The organism is Microbacterium sp. 1154 (assembly GCF_031455375.1).
In the GTDB taxonomy this organism is placed as follows: Bacteria; Actinomycetota; Actinomycetes; order Actinomycetales; family Microbacteriaceae; genus Microbacterium.
Map to the genome: position 1 here is coordinate 41,139 of NZ_JAVDSN010000001.1, position 17,349 is coordinate 58,487.

Consider the following 17,349-nt stretch of genomic DNA (forward strand, 5'->3'; position numbering starts at 1 on the left):
GTCCCGCCGGACGGAGGGCGGGTTAGGGTGAGGCCAACGCGATCTGCAGGGGGTTTCATGTCGTTCATCACGCGCGGGTTCTCGGGCCGCCGGCGGGAGCGCGACCCCCGCCTCCCTCCGGGCCAGTCGCTCGTCGGCGATTGGCCCGTCCTGTCGGCCGGCCCCACACCCGTCGTCGCCGACGACACGTGGGAGTTCGCGATCGGCACCGAGAACGGCGTGCACCGCTGGACCCGCGCCGAACTCGAGGCGCTCGGGGTGGAGGACATCACCGTCGACATCCACTGCGTCACGCACTGGACCAAGCTCGACATGCCGTGGCGTGGGGTCTCGCTCGACCGTTTGTTCGCCGAGGTCGAGACCTCGCACCGCTACGCGATGGTCCACTCCTTCGGCGGCTATACGACGAACATCGCGCTCGACGATCTGCTCGGTGGCAAGAGCTGGATCGCCTTCGAAGCCGACGGCGCACCGCTCACCCCCGAGCACGGGGGACCCGCACGGTTGCTCGTGCCCCACCTGTACTTCTGGAAGAGCGCGAAGTGGGTGCAGGGACTTGTCACGATGCCGAGCGACAAACCCGGGTTCTGGGAGCAGAACGGGTACCACTCGCACGGCGACCCGTGGCGGGAAGAGCGCTACGGGTGACCCGCCGCTCCCCCGCCTGGCACGTCGCAACCGTCGTCGACTCGCGCCCCGAGACCACGACGGCGCGCCGCATCGAGCTCGAGGTGCCCACCTGGCCCGGCAATGACGCGGGCGCTCACGTCGACGTCCGCCTGACGGCGCCCGACGGCTACCAGGCGTCCCGTTCGTACTCCCTGGCCTCGTCGGGCGCGGACACGCGTCTCGTCCTCGCCGTCGACGAGGTGCCCGAGGGAGAGGTGTCGCCCTTCCTCGTGCACGACCTCCGCGCGGGAGACCAGATCGAGGTGCACGGCCCCCTCGGAGCGTTCTTCATCTGGCATCCCTCCGACGACCCCTCACCCGTGCAACTGATCGCCGGAGGCTCGGGCGTCGTGCCCCTCTTCGCGATGGTGTCGGCGCACGCGGCGAGCGACGACCCCGCGCCGTTCCGCCTGCTGTATTCGGTGCGTTCCCCGGAGGATGTCTTCTTCGCCGACGAGCTATCCGCCCTCGCCGACGATCGCTTACGTCTCGACACCGTCTACACCCGCCGCACCCCGCCCGCATGGCCAGAGCAGCCCGGTCGGTTGACCCCTGAACGCCTGCGGAACGCCGTGTTCTCGCCGCTCGAGCGCCCGCACATCTACGTGTGCGGCCCCACCCCCTTCGTCGAGGCCGTCGCGGGATGGCTCATCGACGCCGGGCACGACCCCGTCCGCGTGAGGACGGAGCGGTTCGGAGGCGCCTGACCGGCAGCGGCCCCGGGCAGCAGAAAAGCCCCGGCGAACCGGGGCTTTTTCTGCGGAGACGGAGGGATTTGAACCCTCGGTCCCCTTACGGGGACTCCACCTTAGCAGGGTGGTGCACTAGGCCTGACTATGCGACGTCTCCAGGTGTTCGACGCCTGACGGCGCGAGCACACCGGTCCATACTAACCGGATGCCGCCCGGCATTCGAACCACGTTCGACATGCCGGGCGGCGAGGCTCAACCGCGGGCGTTTCCGTTCGAGCAGGTCGCCTGCGCGGCGGTCTGTCCGGCGATGCCGCTGGGCAGCTGGATCGCGTCCGACGTGGGCGCGGGCGAAGCCTGAGCCGTTTCGGTCGGCGCCGGGCTGGCGGTGTCGACCGGGGCGGGCGTCTGTGTGGGAGCGGGCGTCGCGTTCGCGTCCACGACCACGCCGTCCCCGTCGCTCAGGTTGCCCGACAGCTCGAGGGGCTGGTTCGCCGCGAGGGCAGCCCACAGCGCCTCGGCGTCGGTGCGGTCGGGCACGACGCGGTTGGCGTTCGAGGGGTCGGTGTACGTCGGGTACTGGATGAACACGATTTCGTTGAACGGCACGTCCTTGACCGCGGAGGCGATCTGTACGAGCGTCAGCGGGTTCGTCAGCGACGTCGACGGGTCGACGTTGCGCAGCGCCGTGGAGGCGAGCTTGTACAGCGTCGCCGGGTTCGACAGCACGTCTTGGCTCTTGAGCTTGTTGGCCAGTCGCGACATGTACTGCTGCTGGTTCGAGATGCGACCGAGATCGCCGCCGTCGCCGACACCGTGACGCGTACGGAGGAACTGCAGGGCGTCCAGGCCCTGGACGGTGCGCATGCCGGCGGGCCAGTCGATGCCGGTGTAGCGGTCCTTGATGCCGTTGGCGATGCAGACGTCGACGCCACCGATCGCGTCGGTGATGTTGATCACGCCGCCAAAGCTCACCTTCGCGGCGAAGGGGATCTCGAGACCGCTCAACTCCGAGACCGTCTGCACGACGCACGAGAGGCCGCCGTAAGAGAAGGCGGAGTTGATCTGCTGCTTGCTCATCGCGGAGGTCTCGTTGCCGTCTTTGTCGGTGCACGAGGGAATCGGCACCATGAGGTCGCGCGGGAACGAGATGACCGTGACGCGACGCGGCGCGTCGGAAATGTGCACCAGCATGTTGACGTCGTTGAGGCTGCCCTCGGAGTCGGCGCCGGTGCAACGGTCGCCGAACAGCTCGGCGAAACTCGGCTCGCACTCGTCCGTACCGACGAGGAGCATGTTGACACCTCCCTTGAGTTCACCGAGGTCGGGCGGAACGGCCGGCTGGCCCTTCAGCTCGACGGCGTCGGCGGTGAAGCTCTGGGTGAGGTCGACCGCGGCGTACGCCAGGACGGCGCCGCCCGAGACGAGGAGCACGGCGAGGGTGATGGCCACACCGCGGAAAAGCTGGGACAGAGGGCCCGGCGACGTGAGTCGCCCGTGGCGCGCGACGGTTCGCTGACGGCGCGGGGTGGAGGTCTTGCTCACTCGGGTCCTTTCGAGACGGATGCCACCGGCCCGGCAGCACGTCGACCTCGACGGATCGGCGAGAGGTCGGGGTAATACTAGGGACCGCGATCTGTGAATGCCGTGAGGATCGGGCGTTTCGCTGTGGGTTTGCGCGGAGCGGCTCAGGGCGCGAGACGGGAAAGCCCACCCGGGGACGCGCAGGACGTCAGGCCTGAAGCGTCAGCAATCGATCCACGAGATGTTGCAGTGATGGCTCGCCCGCAACGCCCCACTCGGGGCGAGTGCGACTCAGTCGCTCGAAGAAGGAGATGAGCCGCCGCCGAAGTTCGCCCTCATCAGGCTCTGCATCGGTGGCCGGGACCATACGCACGACCTCCCCGTCGACATAGAGGCGTAGGCGGCGACCGGTGGCGTCGAAGGCCTCATACACGCCATCTTCGACGTCGGCTGCCTCGACGTACTGGCGTGCGCCGGAGATCGACAGATGAGCGGTGAGGTCTCCCGCATCATCCCGAATCATGGGGAGATGGATTTCGGGGAGCGCGCTGCTAGCCATCGGCTTCTCGGATTCTTCTGGCGGGGCCTGAGAGGGTGGCGGTGCTCACCGTCATCGGCATCTCGACGAGTCGGTCATGACAACGGGGATGAACGTCCGCGAGGTCGCGCTTGTGCCGGCGACCGCGACGTCAAGCCGAAACCCCGCCCAAACTCTCGCTTGGACGGGGTTCGAACACGGCACGTGTGGCGGAGGGTGTGGGATTCGAACCCACGGGACATTGCTGCCCACTGGTTTTCAAGACCAGGTCCATCGGCCGCTCGGACAACCCTCCTGAACGCACCGAGTCTACCGAGCCGCGAACGCGGCGCCGCACGGTGAGGAGAGGCCGCAGCGACGACCCCGGGCGAATCGCACCCGGGGCCGCCGTGCGAGCTCACCCCAGCGGGCCGTACAGGGCGGGCGTCGTGCGGGCGTGGGTGGCCTGCTCGAAGCCGTAGGCAAGGCCCAGGAGCGGGCCCTCGGCGAAGTCGCGGCCGAGGAACTCGAGGTTCACTCCCCCGGTCGAAGCCTCGGTCGACAGCCCCTGGCCCATGGGCACCGTGACGGCCGGCAGACCCGTGTTGGGGCTCAGGCGCATGTTGGTCCCGATGGTGCCGTAGGGGTTGCCGGTCGGGTAGACCACGGCATCCAGCTTCTGGTCGTCCATGAAGGCCGTCATGATCTGCTTGCCCTTGGCGAGCTGCAGGGTGTGCGATCCCTGCGGACCGGCCCAGGCCTGGTAAGCCGACTCGGTGATGGCGGCGCGCTGGCCGTAGGGGCTGTTCGCGCGGCCGGGGACGATGTTCGGCGACTGCGAGATCGCGAGCAGGCTCCGTGCGCTCACCGACGGGTTCAGGTAGGCGTTGATGTAGTTCTGCAGGTCGTGGTTGAACTCGGGCCCGCTGCCGCTGCCCTCGCCCACGATGGCCGAGAAGCCGTCGGGCGGCGTGAGCGCGACGACCGTCGCGCCCTGCGCCTCCATCGCGGCCTTCGCGTCGGCGAAGAGACGCTGCGTGATCGGGTTCGAGCCGAGCATCGTCGTCAGATAGCCGATCCTCTTGCCCTTCAGCGACCCGCTGTCGAGGTACGACGTGTACGTCTCCGGCACCTTGCCGGCCTGACGCGCGGTGACGGGGTCACCTGCGTCTTCGCCGACGACGGCGTCGAGGGCGATGGCGGCATCCTGAACAGAACGGGCGATCGGACCGCCGGTATCCTGCGAGAGCGCGAGCGGCACGATGCCGTCGCGGCTGGCGAGACCGACCGTCGGACGCACGCCCACGAGCTGGTTGTACGTCGAGGGGATGCGGATCGACCCACCGGTGTCGGTGCCGAAGCCGATGCCGGCGAGGTTGGCCGCGATGGCCGCTCCCGTTCCTCCGCTCGAGCCGCCGGAGGTCTGGGTGGTGTCGTAGGGGCTCGAGACGGTCAGCGCCGTTCCGTTGGGCTGGAAGGCCGACCACTGCGACGACAGGTTGATCGCGAACTCGTCCATCGACGCCTTGGCGACGATGACCGCTCCGTCGGCGCGCAGACCCTTCACCATCGTGGCGTCGGTCGAGGTCTGGTTGCCGTTCCAACAGCCGCAGCCGGCGGTGGTGGGCATGTCGACGGTGTTGTAGTTGTCTTTCAGAGCCACCGGGATGCCGAGCAGCATCCCCGTCATGCCCTTCTCAGCGCGGATCGCGTCGGCGGCCGCGGCGGCCTTGAGCGCGACCTCGCTCGTCGAGATGATCGAGTTGAGCGGGCGCACACCCGCGGGACGCACGACCTTGTCGTAGGCCGCGATGCGGTCGAGGTACTGCTGCGTCAGCGACACCGAGGTGATGACCCCGGCGTTCATCGCCGCCTGCATCGCCACCGCGTCGGCCTCGACGATCTGGAAGGGGCCGTCGTCGTAGATGATGCGCTCCGACAGCAGGGCCAGATCGGATGCCGTCACGGCACCGTCGTCGTCGAGGTCGAACCGCGCGGCATCCGCCCATCTGGCATCGCTCGAGGTCGTTCCCACGTACGGGGCCAGGGCCTCGAGGTCGGCCGTGGTCACCTGCGCATCGCCCGTGACGTCGAGCTCGGTGTAGTACGGCGCGAGGAAGGGAGCGGCCGCGGGAGACGGGGCGGGGGCGGCGAGGGCCGCGGCCGGGGCGACGATGGCCCCGGCGACGACGACACCGAGCGAAGCGGACACGGCCAGAACACGGCGGGCCAGGGGGGTCATGACGGATCCTTCGCGAAACGGGACGGACGAGCGGGACGCGGTCATTCGCGCACCGCCTGACGACGGCGGAGCACGAGCAACGTGCCTCCGGCGAGGAGGGCGACACCGAGGGCGCCGGAGACGAACCACGGGGTCGCGTCGACGCCCGTCGTCGCGAGGTCGTTCGGGCCCTGGGCGGCGGGCGCCGGGGTGGCCGTGGCCGACGCGGACACCGAGGGCGACGGCGACGACGGGTCGGACGGCTGCGGCTCGGGAACGGGGACGGCCGCGATCACGACGGTTCCGGATGCCACGTCGTTCGCCGTCACGACCTCTCCGGTCGACGACACCAGACGCACTGACGACAGCTGGACGAGGGCCGACCCTGCCGCGAGCGAACGGAGGGGGATGGATGCCAGGACGACATCGCTCGTGCCCGACAGCCCGGGCGAGGTGCCGAGGCGCGTGTGCGAGACGGTCAGCGTGCCGGGCCCCGTGACGGTCGAGGTGAAGCCGCCCGCGGGACCGGTGGGCGCGTCGGTGGCGGGCTCGACGAGAGCGGGGTCGTAGGTGAGCTCCAGGTCGTAGGAGTAGAGGTCGCTCACCGCCGCACCCGTGACGGTCACGACGAACGGGTCACCCGCGGTGACCTCGGCCGGGTCGATCTCGAGCGAGAGGGTCGCGGTAGGAGGGGCGGCATGCGCCGCGGACGCGGCGGCCAGCGGCCCGAAAAGGGCGAGGGCCGCCACGAGGGCGGCGCCGAGACGGCGTGCCGATCTCGGGCGTGAGGCGGGGCTGTGGGCAGTCATGCGTGGGTCAAGCTCCTCGGGTGATGGAACGAGCACGACCGGGATCCGCGTGGGCCTCTCGGCGTCCGTCGGTCGTGGGGGGCGACCCGACCCTGCCAGAGCGGCATGTCGGACAAGTTGCGGCACATTTCCATCGCATATCCATAAGCGAATGAGAGGCCGTTTTCAGCCGCCCGAGGTCACGGTCCAGCCCCGGGCTCCGGCACAGTACGCCGGATAGCGTCGGGGCATGGCCTTGACGACCCGCAGCCCCCTGGCATCCTTCTTCCTCCGACTCGGCAGGCAGGTATGGGTGCGCGCGGCGCTGTTCACCGTCATCGGGGTGATCGTCGCCCTCGCAGCGGGTCTGCTCGGGCCACTGCTGCCGTTCGAGTTCGGTCTGGAGCTGGGCCAGGATGCCGTGGGCTCGCTGCTGCAGATCATCGCGACCGCGATGCTCACCGTGAGCACCTTCTCGGTGACGGCGATGGTCACGGCGTTCTCGTCGGCGACGACCACGGCGACACCTCGATCGACGCCCCTTCTGATCGCGGACACGACCTCGCAGAACGCCGTGTCGACCTTCGTCGGCGCCTTCACCTTCTCGCTCGTCGGGATCGTCGCGCTGTCGACGGGTTACTACCACCCCCAGGGGCGGGCGATCCTGTTCGTCAGCACGCTGGTCGTCATCGGGATCGTCGTCTTCACCCTGCTGCGATGGATCTCGCACCTCTCGACCTTCGGGCGGATGGCCGACGTCATCGACCGCGTGGAGAAGGCTGCCACGGCCTCCCTCGAGTGGCACGCGGAACGGCCGACGCTGGGGGCTCGCGCCTCGATCGCGGCGCCCTCGGGAGCCGTCGCCGTGCATGCCACTGAGGTGGGCTACGTCACTCACGTCAACGTCGCGGGACTCGACCGCGTCGCCCGCCAGCACGATCTCGAGGTGCACGTGCACGCCACACCGGGACGCATCGCCGATGCCCGTGTCCCCGTCGCCCTCGTCGTCGGCCGGGTCGACGACACCGTCGAGACGACGGTGCGCCGGGCATTCCGCATCGAACACCACCGGACGTTCGAGCAGGATCCGCGCTTCGGCGTCATCGCCCTCACCGAGATCGGCAGCCGCGCGCTCTCGGCCGCCACGAACGACCCGGGGACGGCGATCGAGGTGATCGCGGCCCTGCATCGGGTGTTCTCCCGAGCGTTCGCCGTCGAGACCGATCCGTCCGTCGCGTTCGAGCGGGTGTTCGTCCCCGCGCCGCGCCTCGCCGACCTGGTCGACGACGCCTTCCGGCCGCTCGCGCGTGATGGGGCCGCCGACGTCGAGGTGCAGGTGCGCCTGCAGAAATGCCTCGCCTCGCTCGCGGCATCCGCTCCCGACCGGGCGGAGGTCTTCCGGGATGCCGCCCGCGCGGCCCTCGAGCGCAGTCGGCGCGCCTTGGACCGCTCCGACGCGCGCACCCTTCGTGCCGCCGCACGAGGGGCATGGGCTCCGCGCGGTCTCTGAGTGCCGCATACGCCGCAGCTATGGATTCGCTACGCACCCGGGCGAAAGGATTGAACCGCCCCGGCGACCGGCGTAGACCGAGAACATCACCCCACGACCCACCGGGCCGTTCGAGTAGAGGAGGTCATCATGCTCGTCACCACGCTGTCAGCACAGGTCGTTCTCGCCGTGTTCGCGCTCATCTACGCGGCATCCGTCTTCGCCGCGATCGTCGCCGTCCGCGACCCGCAGGCATCCCCCGGCCTCAAGGCCGCCTGGGCGACCGCCCTTCTGCTGCTGCCGCCGGTCGGACTCGTCGCGTGGGAAGCGGCGCGCGTCGCCGACCACCGGGCGGCGCACCGCCCCGTGACCGTCGTCGATCGCACCGCGTACCTCGCCGATCGCGCCGCGCACGTCGCCGGCGGCTCCGCACGGGTCTGACCCGGCCGGGCGCGGGTCCGCGCGGGTCGGCCACGCGCCGCGCGGACCAGCCGCGTCGCGTCAGAGCGAGCGCAGGATCGCGGCGACGCCGCCCTCGGTGACCGAGAGACCGACCTCGCCCGCCGCGGCATGCACCTCGGGCGGACCCTGGTGCATCGCGACCGCGCGGCCGCCGTTGCGGACCGCCCACTGCATCATCTCGATGTCGTTGCGGCCGTCGCCCATCACCAGCACGTTCTCGGGCGCGATGCCGAGCCAGCCGCGCACGAGCTCGAGGGCGGTGGACTTGTCCACGCCCTGTGGGGCGATGTCGAGCCACGCGGTCCACCCGATCGCGTACGACACCTGGCTGAGGCCGATGCGCTCGACGAGCTCGAGAAAATCCTGGTCGGTCTGTTCGGGCGCCACCACGACCACCCGGCAGACCGGCTGCAGCGAGAGCTCGTCGAACGACACCTTGTTCGCACCCTGAAGGTTCCAGTCGTCGAGGTAGTCGGTGAACAGCCGCGAGCCGTCGGGCAATTCGACGAGGAAGTGCGCATCGGGCAGGTGTTCGCCGAGCAGCGTCAGCACCTCTGTGGGGTCGAATGTCTCGACGTGAGCGCGCTCGTACTCGGCGGCGTCGGCGTGTCCGACCCGACGCATCACGATCGCGCCGTTGGAGCAGACCGCGTACTCGGGACGGATGCCGAGGCGATCCATGATCGGGCGGGTGCTGTCCCAGCTGCGGCCCGTGGCGAGCATGACCTCGTGACCGGCGTGCTGGGCGCGCGCCGCCGCCTCGGCGACGCCCGGGCTGAGCGAGTCGTCCTCGAGCAGGACCGTGCCGTCGATGTCGAGAGCGATCAGCATGCGCCCCGCGGTCGCCTCGTCGGCGAGGTCGGCGACCAGATCGGCCGCCTCCTGCTTCGGCGCGCTCTCGACGGCACCGGTCTGGGGGAAGGCGGCCTCGTCGGTCACGCGATCGGCTCCATGACCTCGAGTCCGCCGAGGTACGGTCGCAGCACCTCGGGCACCGTCACCGACCCGTCGGCGCGCTGGTGCGTCTCGAACAGGGCGACGATCCATCGCGTCGTCGCCAGGGTGCCGTTGAGCGTGGCGACCGGCTGCGTCTTCCCACCGTCGGGGCGAAAACGCGTGTCGAGCCGACGGGCTTGGTAGGTCGTGCAGTTCGAGGTGCTGGTGAGCTCGCGATAGGCACCCTGCGTGGGAACCCACGCCTCGATGTCGAACTTGCGCGCGGCGCTCGAGCCAAGGTCGCCCGCGGCGACGTCGATCAGGCGGTAGGCGAGACCGAGGTCCTGCAGCATGCCCTCCTGCATGGCGACGAGGCGCTCATGCTCAGCCTCGGCGTCGGCCGGATCGGTGTAGACGAACATCTCGAGCTTGTTGAACTGGTGCACGCGGATGATGCCGCGGGTGTCCTTGCCGTACGAGCCCGCCTCGCTGCGGTAGCAGGTGGACCATCCGGCGTAGCGCTTCGCGCCGCGCTCCAGGTCGAGGATCTCGTCCATGTGGTACCCGGCGAGAGGGACCTCGCTCGTTCCCACGAGGTAGAGGTCCTCTTTGTCGAGGTGGTACACCTCGTCGGCGTGCTGGCCGAGGAAGCCGGTGCCGCGCATGACCTCGGGGCGAACGAGCGTCGGAGGAATCATCGGGGTGAAGCCGGCCTGCAGCGCGCGGTCGAGAGCGAGGGTCATGAGCGCGAGCTCGAGGCGCGCACCGATACCGGTGAGGAAGTAGAAGCGGCTGCCCGAGACCTTCGTGCCGCGCTCCATGTCGATCGCGCCGAGCTTCTCACCGAGGGCGAGGTGGTCGAGCGGCTCGAAGTCGTACGTGGGGATCTCGCCGTGCGTGCGGAGCGTGACGAAGTTCTCTTCACCGCCCGAGGGGACTCCCTCGAGGACGATGTTCTCGATCTTGCCGACGGCGGCGTCGGCGGCGGCCTCGGCCTCGGCGACGGCGTGCTGGGCGGCCTTGACGCGCTCGCTGAGCTCTTTCGCCTCGGCCACGAGCGCGGCCTTCTCGTCTTTGGGCGCCTGGGCGACGCGCTTGCCGTGAGCGTTCTGCGCGGCACGCAGCTCTTCGAACGCAGTGATGGCGGCGCGGCGGTCGCGGTCGGCGGCGAGGGCCTCGTCCACCGAATCCGGCGACTCCCCGCGGGCGATCTGGGAGCGCTTCACGAGCTCGGGATCTTCACGCAGCAGAGTCAGGTCGATCACGCGTCCATCCTATGGTCGCCGACGGGCCGGATCCTTCGCTTCCGCGAGCCCGCGCGGTCGGCGCCGGGCCGCGGAACGCCGGGGCGATCCCCGTGGCGCATGAGCCTTCGGCATCCCCTCGTCAACCCCGCCGCGCCAGCGGGTGGCGGGATCGACCGCGGTCCTATGGTGGATGCCATGGCCGCCCCTGACGAGCCGCGTGACGACGCGGACGCCCCCGAAACCGTCCCCGCCGATGCCCCCGCCGAGGTGAAGGCGGATGCCGCGGCCGCCGAGGGGTCGGATGACCACTTCCACGCTGCCCGTCTGAGTGACGACGTCGGCGACCGCCCACGCAAGGACGTGCCCGACCCGAAGGACGCGGCCGAGCCCGACGACGTCATCCACCAGCCCGAGGACGTCGACCCCGACACCTCGGAAGAGACGCCGGGCAAGACCCAGCGCGTCGACGCCGAGGGCGACGAAGCGCCCATGGATGCCGAGTCGACCGAGAAGAAGCGCGCAGCCCTCGTCTACAACCCCACCAAGGTCGAGCCGGAGCAGCTCCGCGCGCGGGTCGCCGAGCTGGCCGCCGAGGCCGGCTGGGCCGAGCCTCTGTTCTACGAGACGACCGTCGACGACCTCGGCGACGACGCCACCCGCGCCGCCCTCGCGGAGAAGGTGGATGCCGTCGTCGTCGCCGGCGGAGACGGGACGGTGCGCGCGGTGGCCGAGGCGCTGACCTCGTCGGGCGTCCCCCTCACGATCGTGCCGAGCGGCACGGGCAACCTGCTCGCCCGCAACCTGAACCTTCCGCTGACCGACACCGACGCGATGATCCGCGCCACCTTCGACGGCGACGTCCTCCCCATCGACACCGGGATCGCCCGCATCCGGCGCGTCGACGGCGAGGTCGAGGAGCACGGGTTCTCGGTCATGGCCGGCATCGGCCTGGACGCCGCCATGATCCAGAACACGCGAGACGACCTGAAGAAGCAGGTCGGCTGGGTCGCCTACGTCGACGGGGCGGCACGGTCGCTCGTCTCGGCGAAGCCCTTCCGGGTCATGTACCAGCTGGACGGACACCGCCTGCACTCGGCGAAGGTGCACAGCGTGCTGTTCGCGAACTGCGGCGCCCTGCAGGGCGGCGTGGCGCTGATCCCCGAGGCGTCGATCGCCGACGGTCGTCTCGATGTGGCCGTCCTGCAGCCGAGCGGTGTGCTGGGCTGGCTGGGCGTGTGGCGGAGCATCGTGTGGGACAACTCGGTGCTCCGCAAGTTCCGCGCCGGCCGCCGCGTGCTCGAGCGCCGCAAGGACTCCTCGGTGCGGTACCTCCGTGGAACGGGTATCGAGCTGGCCACGAGTCCCGCGCAGCCCATCGAGTTGGACGGCGACGAGTTCGGCGAAGCGACGCGCATCTACACCCGCATCGTCGAGGGCGGGCTCACGGTGGCCCTGCCGAAGGGCCACGACGTCTCGAAGCTCTGACGCAGGCCCGGTTCGCGCCGGATCACGTGATCTGGCCGAGCGCACGCGCCACGGCGCGTGGCGTCGGCGAGGTCACGTGATGTCGCCGGTTCCGCCGCGCGGCGGGCAGCGCGACCGCACGGCGGGTGTCAAGCCCGGAGGGCGGGATGCCGCGGTGGATAGCGTCGGGGAATGGCCTCACCTTCGATCGTCTGGTTTCGTGACGACCTGCGCCTGACCGACAACCCGGCGCTTCGCGCGGCCCTCGACCGCGACGAGCCCATCGTCGCGCTGTACGTGCTCGACGAGGAGTCCGACGGCGTCCGCGCGATCGGCGGGGCGGCGAGATGGTGGTTGCACGGATCGCTGGCATCCCTCGGCGAGCGCCTCGAGGAACGCGGGTCGTCGCTCGTGCTGCGCCGGGGCAAGGCGTCCGAGGTGGTTCCGGCCGTCGTCGACGAGATCGGTGCGGGCGCGGTGTTCTGGAACCGCCGTTACGGCGGGGTCGAGCGCGAGATCGACGCGGGCATCAAAGAGAAGCTCCGCGACGGCGGGGTCACCGTCGCCTCGTTCGCCGCCAACCTGCTGTACGAACCGTGGACCGTGCGCACGCAGGCCGACAAGCCGTACGGCGTCTACAGTCCCTTCTCGCGCGCGGTGCAGAAACTTCCCGCCCCGCGACCGCCGATGCCCGAGGCGCGCAAGGTCCCGGGCTTCTCCGGCGCCGTCGACGGCGATGACCTGACGGCCTGGGATCTCCTCCCCACGAAGCCCGACTGGGCCGGCGGACTCCGCGACACGTGGGAGCCGGGTGAGCCGGCGGCGAAGGCGCGGCTCACGGAGTTCCTCGACGACGATCTCGGGGACTACTCGACGTACCGCGACGAGTTCGCGGGAGGCGCCACCTCGAACCTCTCGCCTCGGCTGCGCTGGGGCGAGGTGAGCCCGTACCAGGTGTGGCACGAGACGATCGCGCACCGCGGATCCGGCGAGCACGCGAAGAGCGCGAGCGGCTTCCTCTCCGAGCTCGTCTGGCGCGAGTTCGCGTGGCACGTGACCTACCACTCCCCCGACATCGCGACGGTGAACTGGCGCCGGAACTTCGACGACTTCCCCTGGCCGAAGCTGAACCGGTCGCATCTGGAGACCTGGCAGCAGGGCAAGACGGGGGTCGCGGTGGTGGATGCCGGGATGCGTCAGCTCTGGCACACCGGCGTCATGCACAACCGCGTGCGGATGGTCACGGCATCCTTCCTCATCAAGAACCTCCTGATCGACTGGCGTCACGGAGAGCAGTGGTTCTGGGATTGCCTCGTCGATGCGGATGCCGCGAGCAACCCCTTCAACTGGCAGTGGGTCGCGGGATCCGGCGCAGATGCTGCTCCCTACTTCCGCGTGTTCAATCCCGAGACGCAACGCAAGAAGTTCGACTCCCACGATCAGTACGTGCGCGAATGGGCGCCCGAATATCTCGGCGACAACCCGCCCGAGCCGATGGTCGACCTCAGCGAGACCCGCAAGCGCGCGCTCGACGCATACGCGCACGTGCGGCACGGGGGCTGAGTCATCCCTCCGGGGTAGCTGTCGAGCTGTCGCGGGGGTCCGAAGGAACGCCGGACGTGCCCCAGCCGCGCAACCCGAAGGCGATCGCGATGCCGAACACCGCGGTGAGGATCATCCAGACGGAGCGGGTTCGCTGGGCTTCTCCACACAGCGATGCGGCGTGCGTTGCCGCCCGAGCCAGGTCATCGCTGGTGACGGGGTCGGCGGCGCGCGCCTCGAGCCATTCGTCGACGACCCGGCGTTGATCGTCGACCAGACCGTCGGTCAGGTCCGCACCCGCGATGGGCGAGAACACCGCCCGGCACGGAAGCTCAGCGCCGGCGTCGAGCCCCGCGGACGTCGGAACGATGCCCATCGTGGCGACGCCCAGGAGCGTCAGCGCACCGACGGATGTCGAATTGATCCATGCCATGTCTTTCCCCCCGCGGGTCAGCCTAGAGACAGGACGCCCCGAGTTCCACGGTGGACGGGTGCCCGGCACCCGGGCATGCGAAAGGGGCGCCACCTCACGGTGACGCCCCTTTACGAGACGGGTGTCAGTTGACGCGCTGCTCGTCGGCGTCGTCCTCGTCGTCGCCCGGGATGAAGACGTCGACGACGGTCACGTTGATCTCGGCGACCTTCATGCCCACGAGCTCGGTGATGGCCTGGTGCACGGCCGAGCGGACGTCCGAGGCCACGCGCTGCAGCTGCTCGGGGTAGTCCACCTGGATCGCGATGTCGGCGGCGACCTCGGTCTCGCCGACCTCGACGCTGACGCCCTGGGCGTGGTCCTTCGCGCCCACAGCTTGGCGGATGTTGCCGATCACGCGGGCCGCTCCGCCGCCGAGGGCGTGGACGCCGGGGACCTCGGCCGCGGCGATGCCGGCGACCTTGGCGACGACGGCGTCGACGATGACGGTCGAGCCGCCGTCCTTCTTGGCGGGGGTGGTCGTGGCGGTCGTGGTGTTCTCGGCCATGTGCGCTTCCTTCCGTCGTTCCGGGACCGTGTGTCCCGCGATGTCACAGATGAGACGCGACGGGCGGCGCATTCGTCACGCCGACTTGCTGAGAGAAAGCTGAGGACGGATGCCGTGAAGCTCAGCTGTCGAGGAAGCCCCCGTAGGGATCCCCCGCGTCTCCCGTGTCGCGCGGGTCGTATTGCACCGTTTCGACGGAAACCACGACGCGGGAGCGAGCAGTGAAGAGCACGGACATCACGCGGTTGCCGACGACGACGAACGACTCGAATCGGCCGCCGGATCGCACGGCTTCTTCGATGCGTTTCTGCAGACCGGCCAGGTCTTGACCCTGAGAGAGGAAGAACGTGCTGCCGTCGACGCTGATCTGCGTCCGCACCATGGTTTCGGAGTCACTCATGCCGGGCAGGGTAGGGCGCATCGATCCAAGAGCGTTGGGGGGTTGCAGCCGTCGACTCGGAGGAATATCGCGCGTCTCCGCGGCGTTTATCCGAGGGTGAACGACGCCATGCCCTCCCTCTCCGTTCTCGACCTCGTCCCCGTCCGCGGGGGACAGACCAGCGCGCAGGCGGTGAGTGCGGCCCTCGACCTCGTCGAGCGCGCCGACCGTCTCGGCTACCGCCGCTACTGGTTCGCCGAACACCACAACATGCCCTCCGTGGCATCCACCACTCCCCCGGTGCTGATCGCTGCGGCGGCCGCGCGCACGGCGCGCATCCGCGTCGGCTCGGGCGGCGTCATGCTGCCCAACCACTCGCCGCTCATCGTCGCCGAGCAATTCGCGGCCCTCGAGGCCCTCGCCCCCGGCCGGATCGATCTCGGTATCGGCCGGGCCCCCGGCAGCGACCCCGTGATCACCCAGCTGTTGAACCGCTCGGGCACCACGAGCGACGTCTCGCGCTTCCCCGATCACGTCACCGACATCATGGCGCTCACCTCACCCGAGGGCGCCACCGTGCGTTTCACCTCGGGCACCGAGTATCAGGTGAAGGCCACGCCCGCGGCATCCGGAATGCCCCAGGTCTGGCTGCTCGGGTCCAGCGACTACTCCGCGCAGCTCGCGGCGAGCTTCGGCCTGCCGTACGTCTTCGCCAACCACTTCGCCGGCGAGGGCCTCGAGCACGCCCTGCGTCTCTACCGCGACCAGTTCGTGCCGAACGAGTCCGGCGAGGGCCCCCGCACCTTCGTCACGGCGAACGTCGTCGCCGCGCCCACCGCCGAAGAGGCCGAGGAGCGCGCGATCCCGCAGCTGCGCATGATGGCGCGCTTGCGCACCAACCGCCCTCTGACGCCGCTCGAGACGATCGAGGCGGCCCAGGCCGACCCGTTCGACGCGATGACCGAGTCGATCATGGCCTCGACCCGGCAGAAGTGGTTCGTCGGCACCGGCGACGACGTGCGCTCGCAGCTCAGCGCCTTCGCCGCGCAGCACGGGGTCGACGAGATCATGGTGTCTCCCGTCGCCGGGGCGTACGAGGGCGAGACGTCCGAGGGGCGCGCGCAGACGCTCGAGCTGATCGCGGCCCCCGCGACCGTCGCGGCCTGACACGCGGCGGGACGGGCCGTGACGCGGAGGTCGTCGACGACACGCCGAGTCACGGCATCCGGCAGCGGCGTGTCGAATGAGACCTCCGCACGACGGCCCGGGGGCGGGGGCGGGGCGGGGCGAGCCGTGCGGCGGAGATCGTCGACGACACGCCGAGTCACGGCATCCGGGAACGGCGTGTCGAACGAGAACTCCGCACGACGGCCCGCCGGCGACGGCGCAGCGGCCGAACCGGCCGTCAGGCCTCGGGCTCGCCGCTCAGCAGGCCCCGCAGCCAATCGCGCGCCTCGACGAAGACGTCGTCGCTGTAGCGCTGCGGGTAGCGGACGATCGCTCGGTCGGCGCGGGCGTACGACCCGAGGAAGATCACCTTGGGGCTGAACCGGCGAAGGCCCAGCAGCGCGTCGGCCATGCGCTCGTCGAGAACGTGCCCGTCGGCGTCGATGACGAAGCGGTAGCGGCCGAGGGCATCGCCGATGGGGCGGGATGCCAACAGGCTCAGGTTGATCCCGCGCGTCGCGAACTGCTCGAGCAGCTCCAGCAGGGCACCCGGGTGATCCTCGGGCAGCTCGACGATGAGCGAGGTCTTGTCGGCGCCGGTGGGAGGCGCGGGAGCGACCGTGCGGCTGACGAGGACGAAGCGGGTCACCGCGTTGGGGTTGTCGCCGATGCTCTCGGCGAGCACCGTCACGTCGTGATGGGCGACGATGCCGGGGGCGGCGATCGCCGCATCGGCGGTGCTCGAACCGTCGAGGACGCCGAGGGCGCTCGCGACATTGCTCTCGGCCGGCAGGTGGGCGTGCGCGGGGACGTTCTCGCTCAGCCACTTGAGGCACTGCCCGTACGCCACGGGGTGCGCGGCGATCAGCGACACGTCCGCGAGGGTCGCACCGGGGCGTGCGACGAGCACGAAGTTCACGGGGACGAGGTACTCGCCCACGATGCGCAGCCCCGGCACGGTGGCCAGGGCGTCCTGCGCGGTGGAGACGCCGCCGTCGACGGAGTTCTCGATGGCGATCATCGCGGCATCCGATCGCCCCTCGACCACGTCGGCGAGCGCCTCGCCGACGTTGCGGACCGGACGCCAGATCTGATCGCGCGCCTCGGGGACCTGGGCGAGCGCGGCCTCGGTGAAGGTTCCCGCCGGCCCCAGGTAGCTGTAGGTACGGCGGGCGGGCGCGGAGTCTGTGTCGGGCAGCACCGGCTCAGCCTAGTCGCGTCACCGAGGCCGCCCATCGACGGATTCGCTCAGAATGCGTCACGACGTGTGCGCAT

At 70.1% G+C, this 17,349-nt stretch carries 17 protein-coding genes and 2 tRNA genes; 7 read left to right on the plus strand and 12 right to left on the minus strand.

Going from position 1 to position 17,349, the window contains the following annotated elements:
- The first annotated feature begins 57 nt into the window (after positions 1–57).
- Complete coding sequence (locus J2X55_RS00145; protein ID WP_210111284.1) at positions 58–648, plus strand: molybdopterin-dependent oxidoreductase; 591 nt, start codon at positions 58–60, stop codon at positions 646–648.
- Entirely contained in the window at positions 645–1,376 is a 732-nt protein-coding gene (locus J2X55_RS00150; protein WP_309821335.1) for an FAD-binding oxidoreductase, read from the plus strand. Before J2X55_RS00145 ends, J2X55_RS00150 begins: the two co-directional genes overlap by 4 nt.
- Positions 1,377–1,429: 53 nt before the next feature.
- On the opposite strand, the gene J2X55_RS00155 is transcribed toward J2X55_RS00150, so the two are convergent.
- The 6 genes from J2X55_RS00155 to J2X55_RS00180 all read right to left on the minus strand — a co-directional run bounded on the left by J2X55_RS00155 (position 1,430) and on the right by J2X55_RS00180 (position 6,429).
- Positions 1,430–1,518, minus strand: a tRNA-Ser gene (locus J2X55_RS00155).
- Between the two features lie 95 nt (positions 1,519–1,613).
- Positions 1,614–2,903 carry an LCP family protein gene (locus J2X55_RS00160; protein WP_309821337.1) on the minus strand — a complete coding sequence of 430 codons (1,290 nt, stop codon included), beginning with the start codon at positions 2,901–2,903 and terminating at the stop codon, positions 1,614–1,616.
- A gap of 187 nt (positions 2,904–3,090) precedes the next feature.
- A complete protein-coding gene (locus J2X55_RS00165; RefSeq protein WP_309821339.1) occupies positions 3,091–3,441 on the minus strand; it encodes a hypothetical protein in 351 nt (116 codons plus the stop codon).
- Positions 3,442–3,627: 186 nt separating this feature from the next.
- Positions 3,628–3,715, minus strand: a tRNA-Ser gene (locus J2X55_RS00170).
- A 102-nt stretch (positions 3,716–3,817) separates the two neighbouring features.
- On the minus strand, positions 3,818–5,641 hold the full coding sequence (locus J2X55_RS00175) for an amidase family protein (RefSeq protein ID WP_309821341.1): 1,824 nt from the start codon (positions 5,639–5,641) through the stop codon (positions 3,818–3,820).
- A 41-nt stretch (positions 5,642–5,682) separates the two neighbouring features.
- Positions 5,683–6,429, minus strand: coding sequence for a cohesin domain-containing protein (locus tag J2X55_RS00180; protein ID WP_115917170.1), 747 nt, complete (start codon positions 6,427–6,429; stop codon positions 5,683–5,685).
- Positions 6,430–6,658: 229 nt separating this feature from the next.
- Here J2X55_RS00180 and J2X55_RS00185 point away from each other — a divergent pair, with 229 nt between their 5' ends.
- Both J2X55_RS00185 and J2X55_RS00190 read left to right on the plus strand, forming a co-directional pair.
- Positions 6,659–7,918 (plus strand): DUF2254 domain-containing protein, encoded by a 1,260-nt coding sequence (locus J2X55_RS00185; RefSeq protein ID WP_309821343.1) that lies wholly within the window; start codon positions 6,659–6,661, stop codon positions 7,916–7,918.
- Positions 7,919–8,047: 129 nt separating this feature from the next.
- Positions 8,048–8,338, plus strand: a complete 291-nt coding sequence (locus J2X55_RS00190) for a PLDc N-terminal domain-containing protein (RefSeq protein ID WP_115917166.1) — start codon at positions 8,048–8,050, stop codon at positions 8,336–8,338.
- A gap of 60 nt (positions 8,339–8,398) precedes the next feature.
- Here the strand turns inward: J2X55_RS00190 and J2X55_RS00195 are convergent, their stop codons facing one another.
- Entirely contained in the window at positions 8,399–9,298 is a 900-nt protein-coding gene (locus tag J2X55_RS00195) for an HAD family hydrolase (protein WP_309821346.1), read from the minus strand.
- On the minus strand, positions 9,295–10,560 hold the full coding sequence (serS, locus tag J2X55_RS00200; protein WP_115917164.1) for a serine--tRNA ligase: 1,266 nt from the start codon (positions 10,558–10,560) through the stop codon (positions 9,295–9,297). The genes J2X55_RS00195 and serS overlap by 4 nt, the downstream gene beginning before the upstream one ends.
- A gap of 177 nt (positions 10,561–10,737) precedes the next feature.
- Between serS and J2X55_RS00205 the strand changes: the two genes are divergently transcribed.
- On the plus strand, positions 10,738–12,027 hold the full coding sequence (locus J2X55_RS00205; protein WP_309821349.1) for a diacylglycerol kinase family protein: 1,290 nt from the start codon (positions 10,738–10,740) through the stop codon (positions 12,025–12,027).
- Positions 12,028–12,198: 171 nt separating this feature from the next.
- The gene (locus J2X55_RS00210; protein ID WP_309821351.1) at positions 12,199–13,569 is read left to right on the plus strand and encodes a deoxyribodipyrimidine photo-lyase; all 1,371 of its coding nucleotides are present in this window, start codon (positions 12,199–12,201) and stop codon (positions 13,567–13,569) included.
- A 1-nt stretch (position 13,570) separates the two neighbouring features.
- On the opposite strand, the gene J2X55_RS00215 is transcribed toward J2X55_RS00210, so the two are convergent.
- The 3 genes from J2X55_RS00215 to J2X55_RS00225 form a co-directional block, all read right to left on the minus strand.
- On the minus strand, positions 13,571–13,981 hold the full coding sequence (locus J2X55_RS00215) for a hypothetical protein (RefSeq protein WP_115917158.1): 411 nt from the start codon (positions 13,979–13,981) through the stop codon (positions 13,571–13,573).
- A gap of 124 nt (positions 13,982–14,105) precedes the next feature.
- Positions 14,106–14,528, minus strand: coding sequence for an Asp23/Gls24 family envelope stress response protein (locus J2X55_RS00220; RefSeq protein ID WP_115917156.1), 423 nt, complete (start codon positions 14,526–14,528; stop codon positions 14,106–14,108).
- A gap of 121 nt (positions 14,529–14,649) precedes the next feature.
- Positions 14,650–14,928, minus strand: coding sequence for a hypothetical protein (locus J2X55_RS00225; protein ID WP_181906414.1), 279 nt, complete (start codon positions 14,926–14,928; stop codon positions 14,650–14,652).
- A 108-nt stretch (positions 14,929–15,036) separates the two neighbouring features.
- Here J2X55_RS00225 and J2X55_RS00230 point away from each other — a divergent pair, with 108 nt between their 5' ends.
- Positions 15,037–16,074, plus strand: coding sequence for an LLM class flavin-dependent oxidoreductase (locus tag J2X55_RS00230; RefSeq protein WP_210111296.1), 1,038 nt, complete (start codon positions 15,037–15,039; stop codon positions 16,072–16,074).
- A 238-nt stretch (positions 16,075–16,312) separates the two neighbouring features.
- Here the strand turns inward: J2X55_RS00230 and pheA are convergent, their stop codons facing one another.
- Positions 16,313–17,275, minus strand: coding sequence for a prephenate dehydratase (gene pheA, locus J2X55_RS00235; protein WP_309821354.1), 963 nt, complete (start codon positions 17,273–17,275; stop codon positions 16,313–16,315).
- Between the last annotated feature and the right edge of the window lie 74 nt (positions 17,276–17,349).

Coding starts and splice junctions, on each gene's coding strand:
- J2X55_RS00145 (WP_210111284.1), top strand. CDS start 58: ATGTCGTTCATCACGCGCGGGTTCTCGGGCCGCCGGCGGGAGCGCGAC.
- J2X55_RS00165 (WP_309821339.1), bottom strand. CDS start 3,441: ATGGCTAGCAGCGCGCTCCCCGAAATCCATCTCCCCATGATTCGGGAT.
- J2X55_RS00175 (WP_309821341.1), bottom strand. CDS start 5,641: ATGACCCCCCTGGCCCGCCGTGTTCTGGCCGTGTCCGCTTCGCTCGGT.
- J2X55_RS00180 (WP_115917170.1), bottom strand. CDS start 6,429: ATGACTGCCCACAGCCCCGCCTCACGCCCGAGATCGGCACGCCGTCTC.
- J2X55_RS00185 (WP_309821343.1), top strand. CDS start 6,659: ATGGCCTTGACGACCCGCAGCCCCCTGGCATCCTTCTTCCTCCGACTC.
- J2X55_RS00190 (WP_115917166.1), top strand. CDS start 8,048: ATGCTCGTCACCACGCTGTCAGCACAGGTCGTTCTCGCCGTGTTCGCG.
- J2X55_RS00205 (WP_309821349.1), top strand. CDS start 10,738: ATGGCCGCCCCTGACGAGCCGCGTGACGACGCGGACGCCCCCGAAACC.
- J2X55_RS00210 (WP_309821351.1), top strand. CDS start 12,199: ATGGCCTCACCTTCGATCGTCTGGTTTCGTGACGACCTGCGCCTGACC.
- J2X55_RS00215 (WP_115917158.1), bottom strand. CDS start 13,981: ATGGCATGGATCAATTCGACATCCGTCGGTGCGCTGACGCTCCTGGGC.
- J2X55_RS00220 (WP_115917156.1), bottom strand. CDS start 14,528: ATGGCCGAGAACACCACGACCGCCACGACCACCCCCGCCAAGAAGGAC.
- J2X55_RS00225 (WP_181906414.1), bottom strand. CDS start 14,928: ATGAGTGACTCCGAAACCATGGTGCGGACGCAGATCAGCGTCGACGGC.
- J2X55_RS00230 (WP_210111296.1), top strand. CDS start 15,037: ATGCCCTCCCTCTCCGTTCTCGACCTCGTCCCCGTCCGCGGGGGACAG.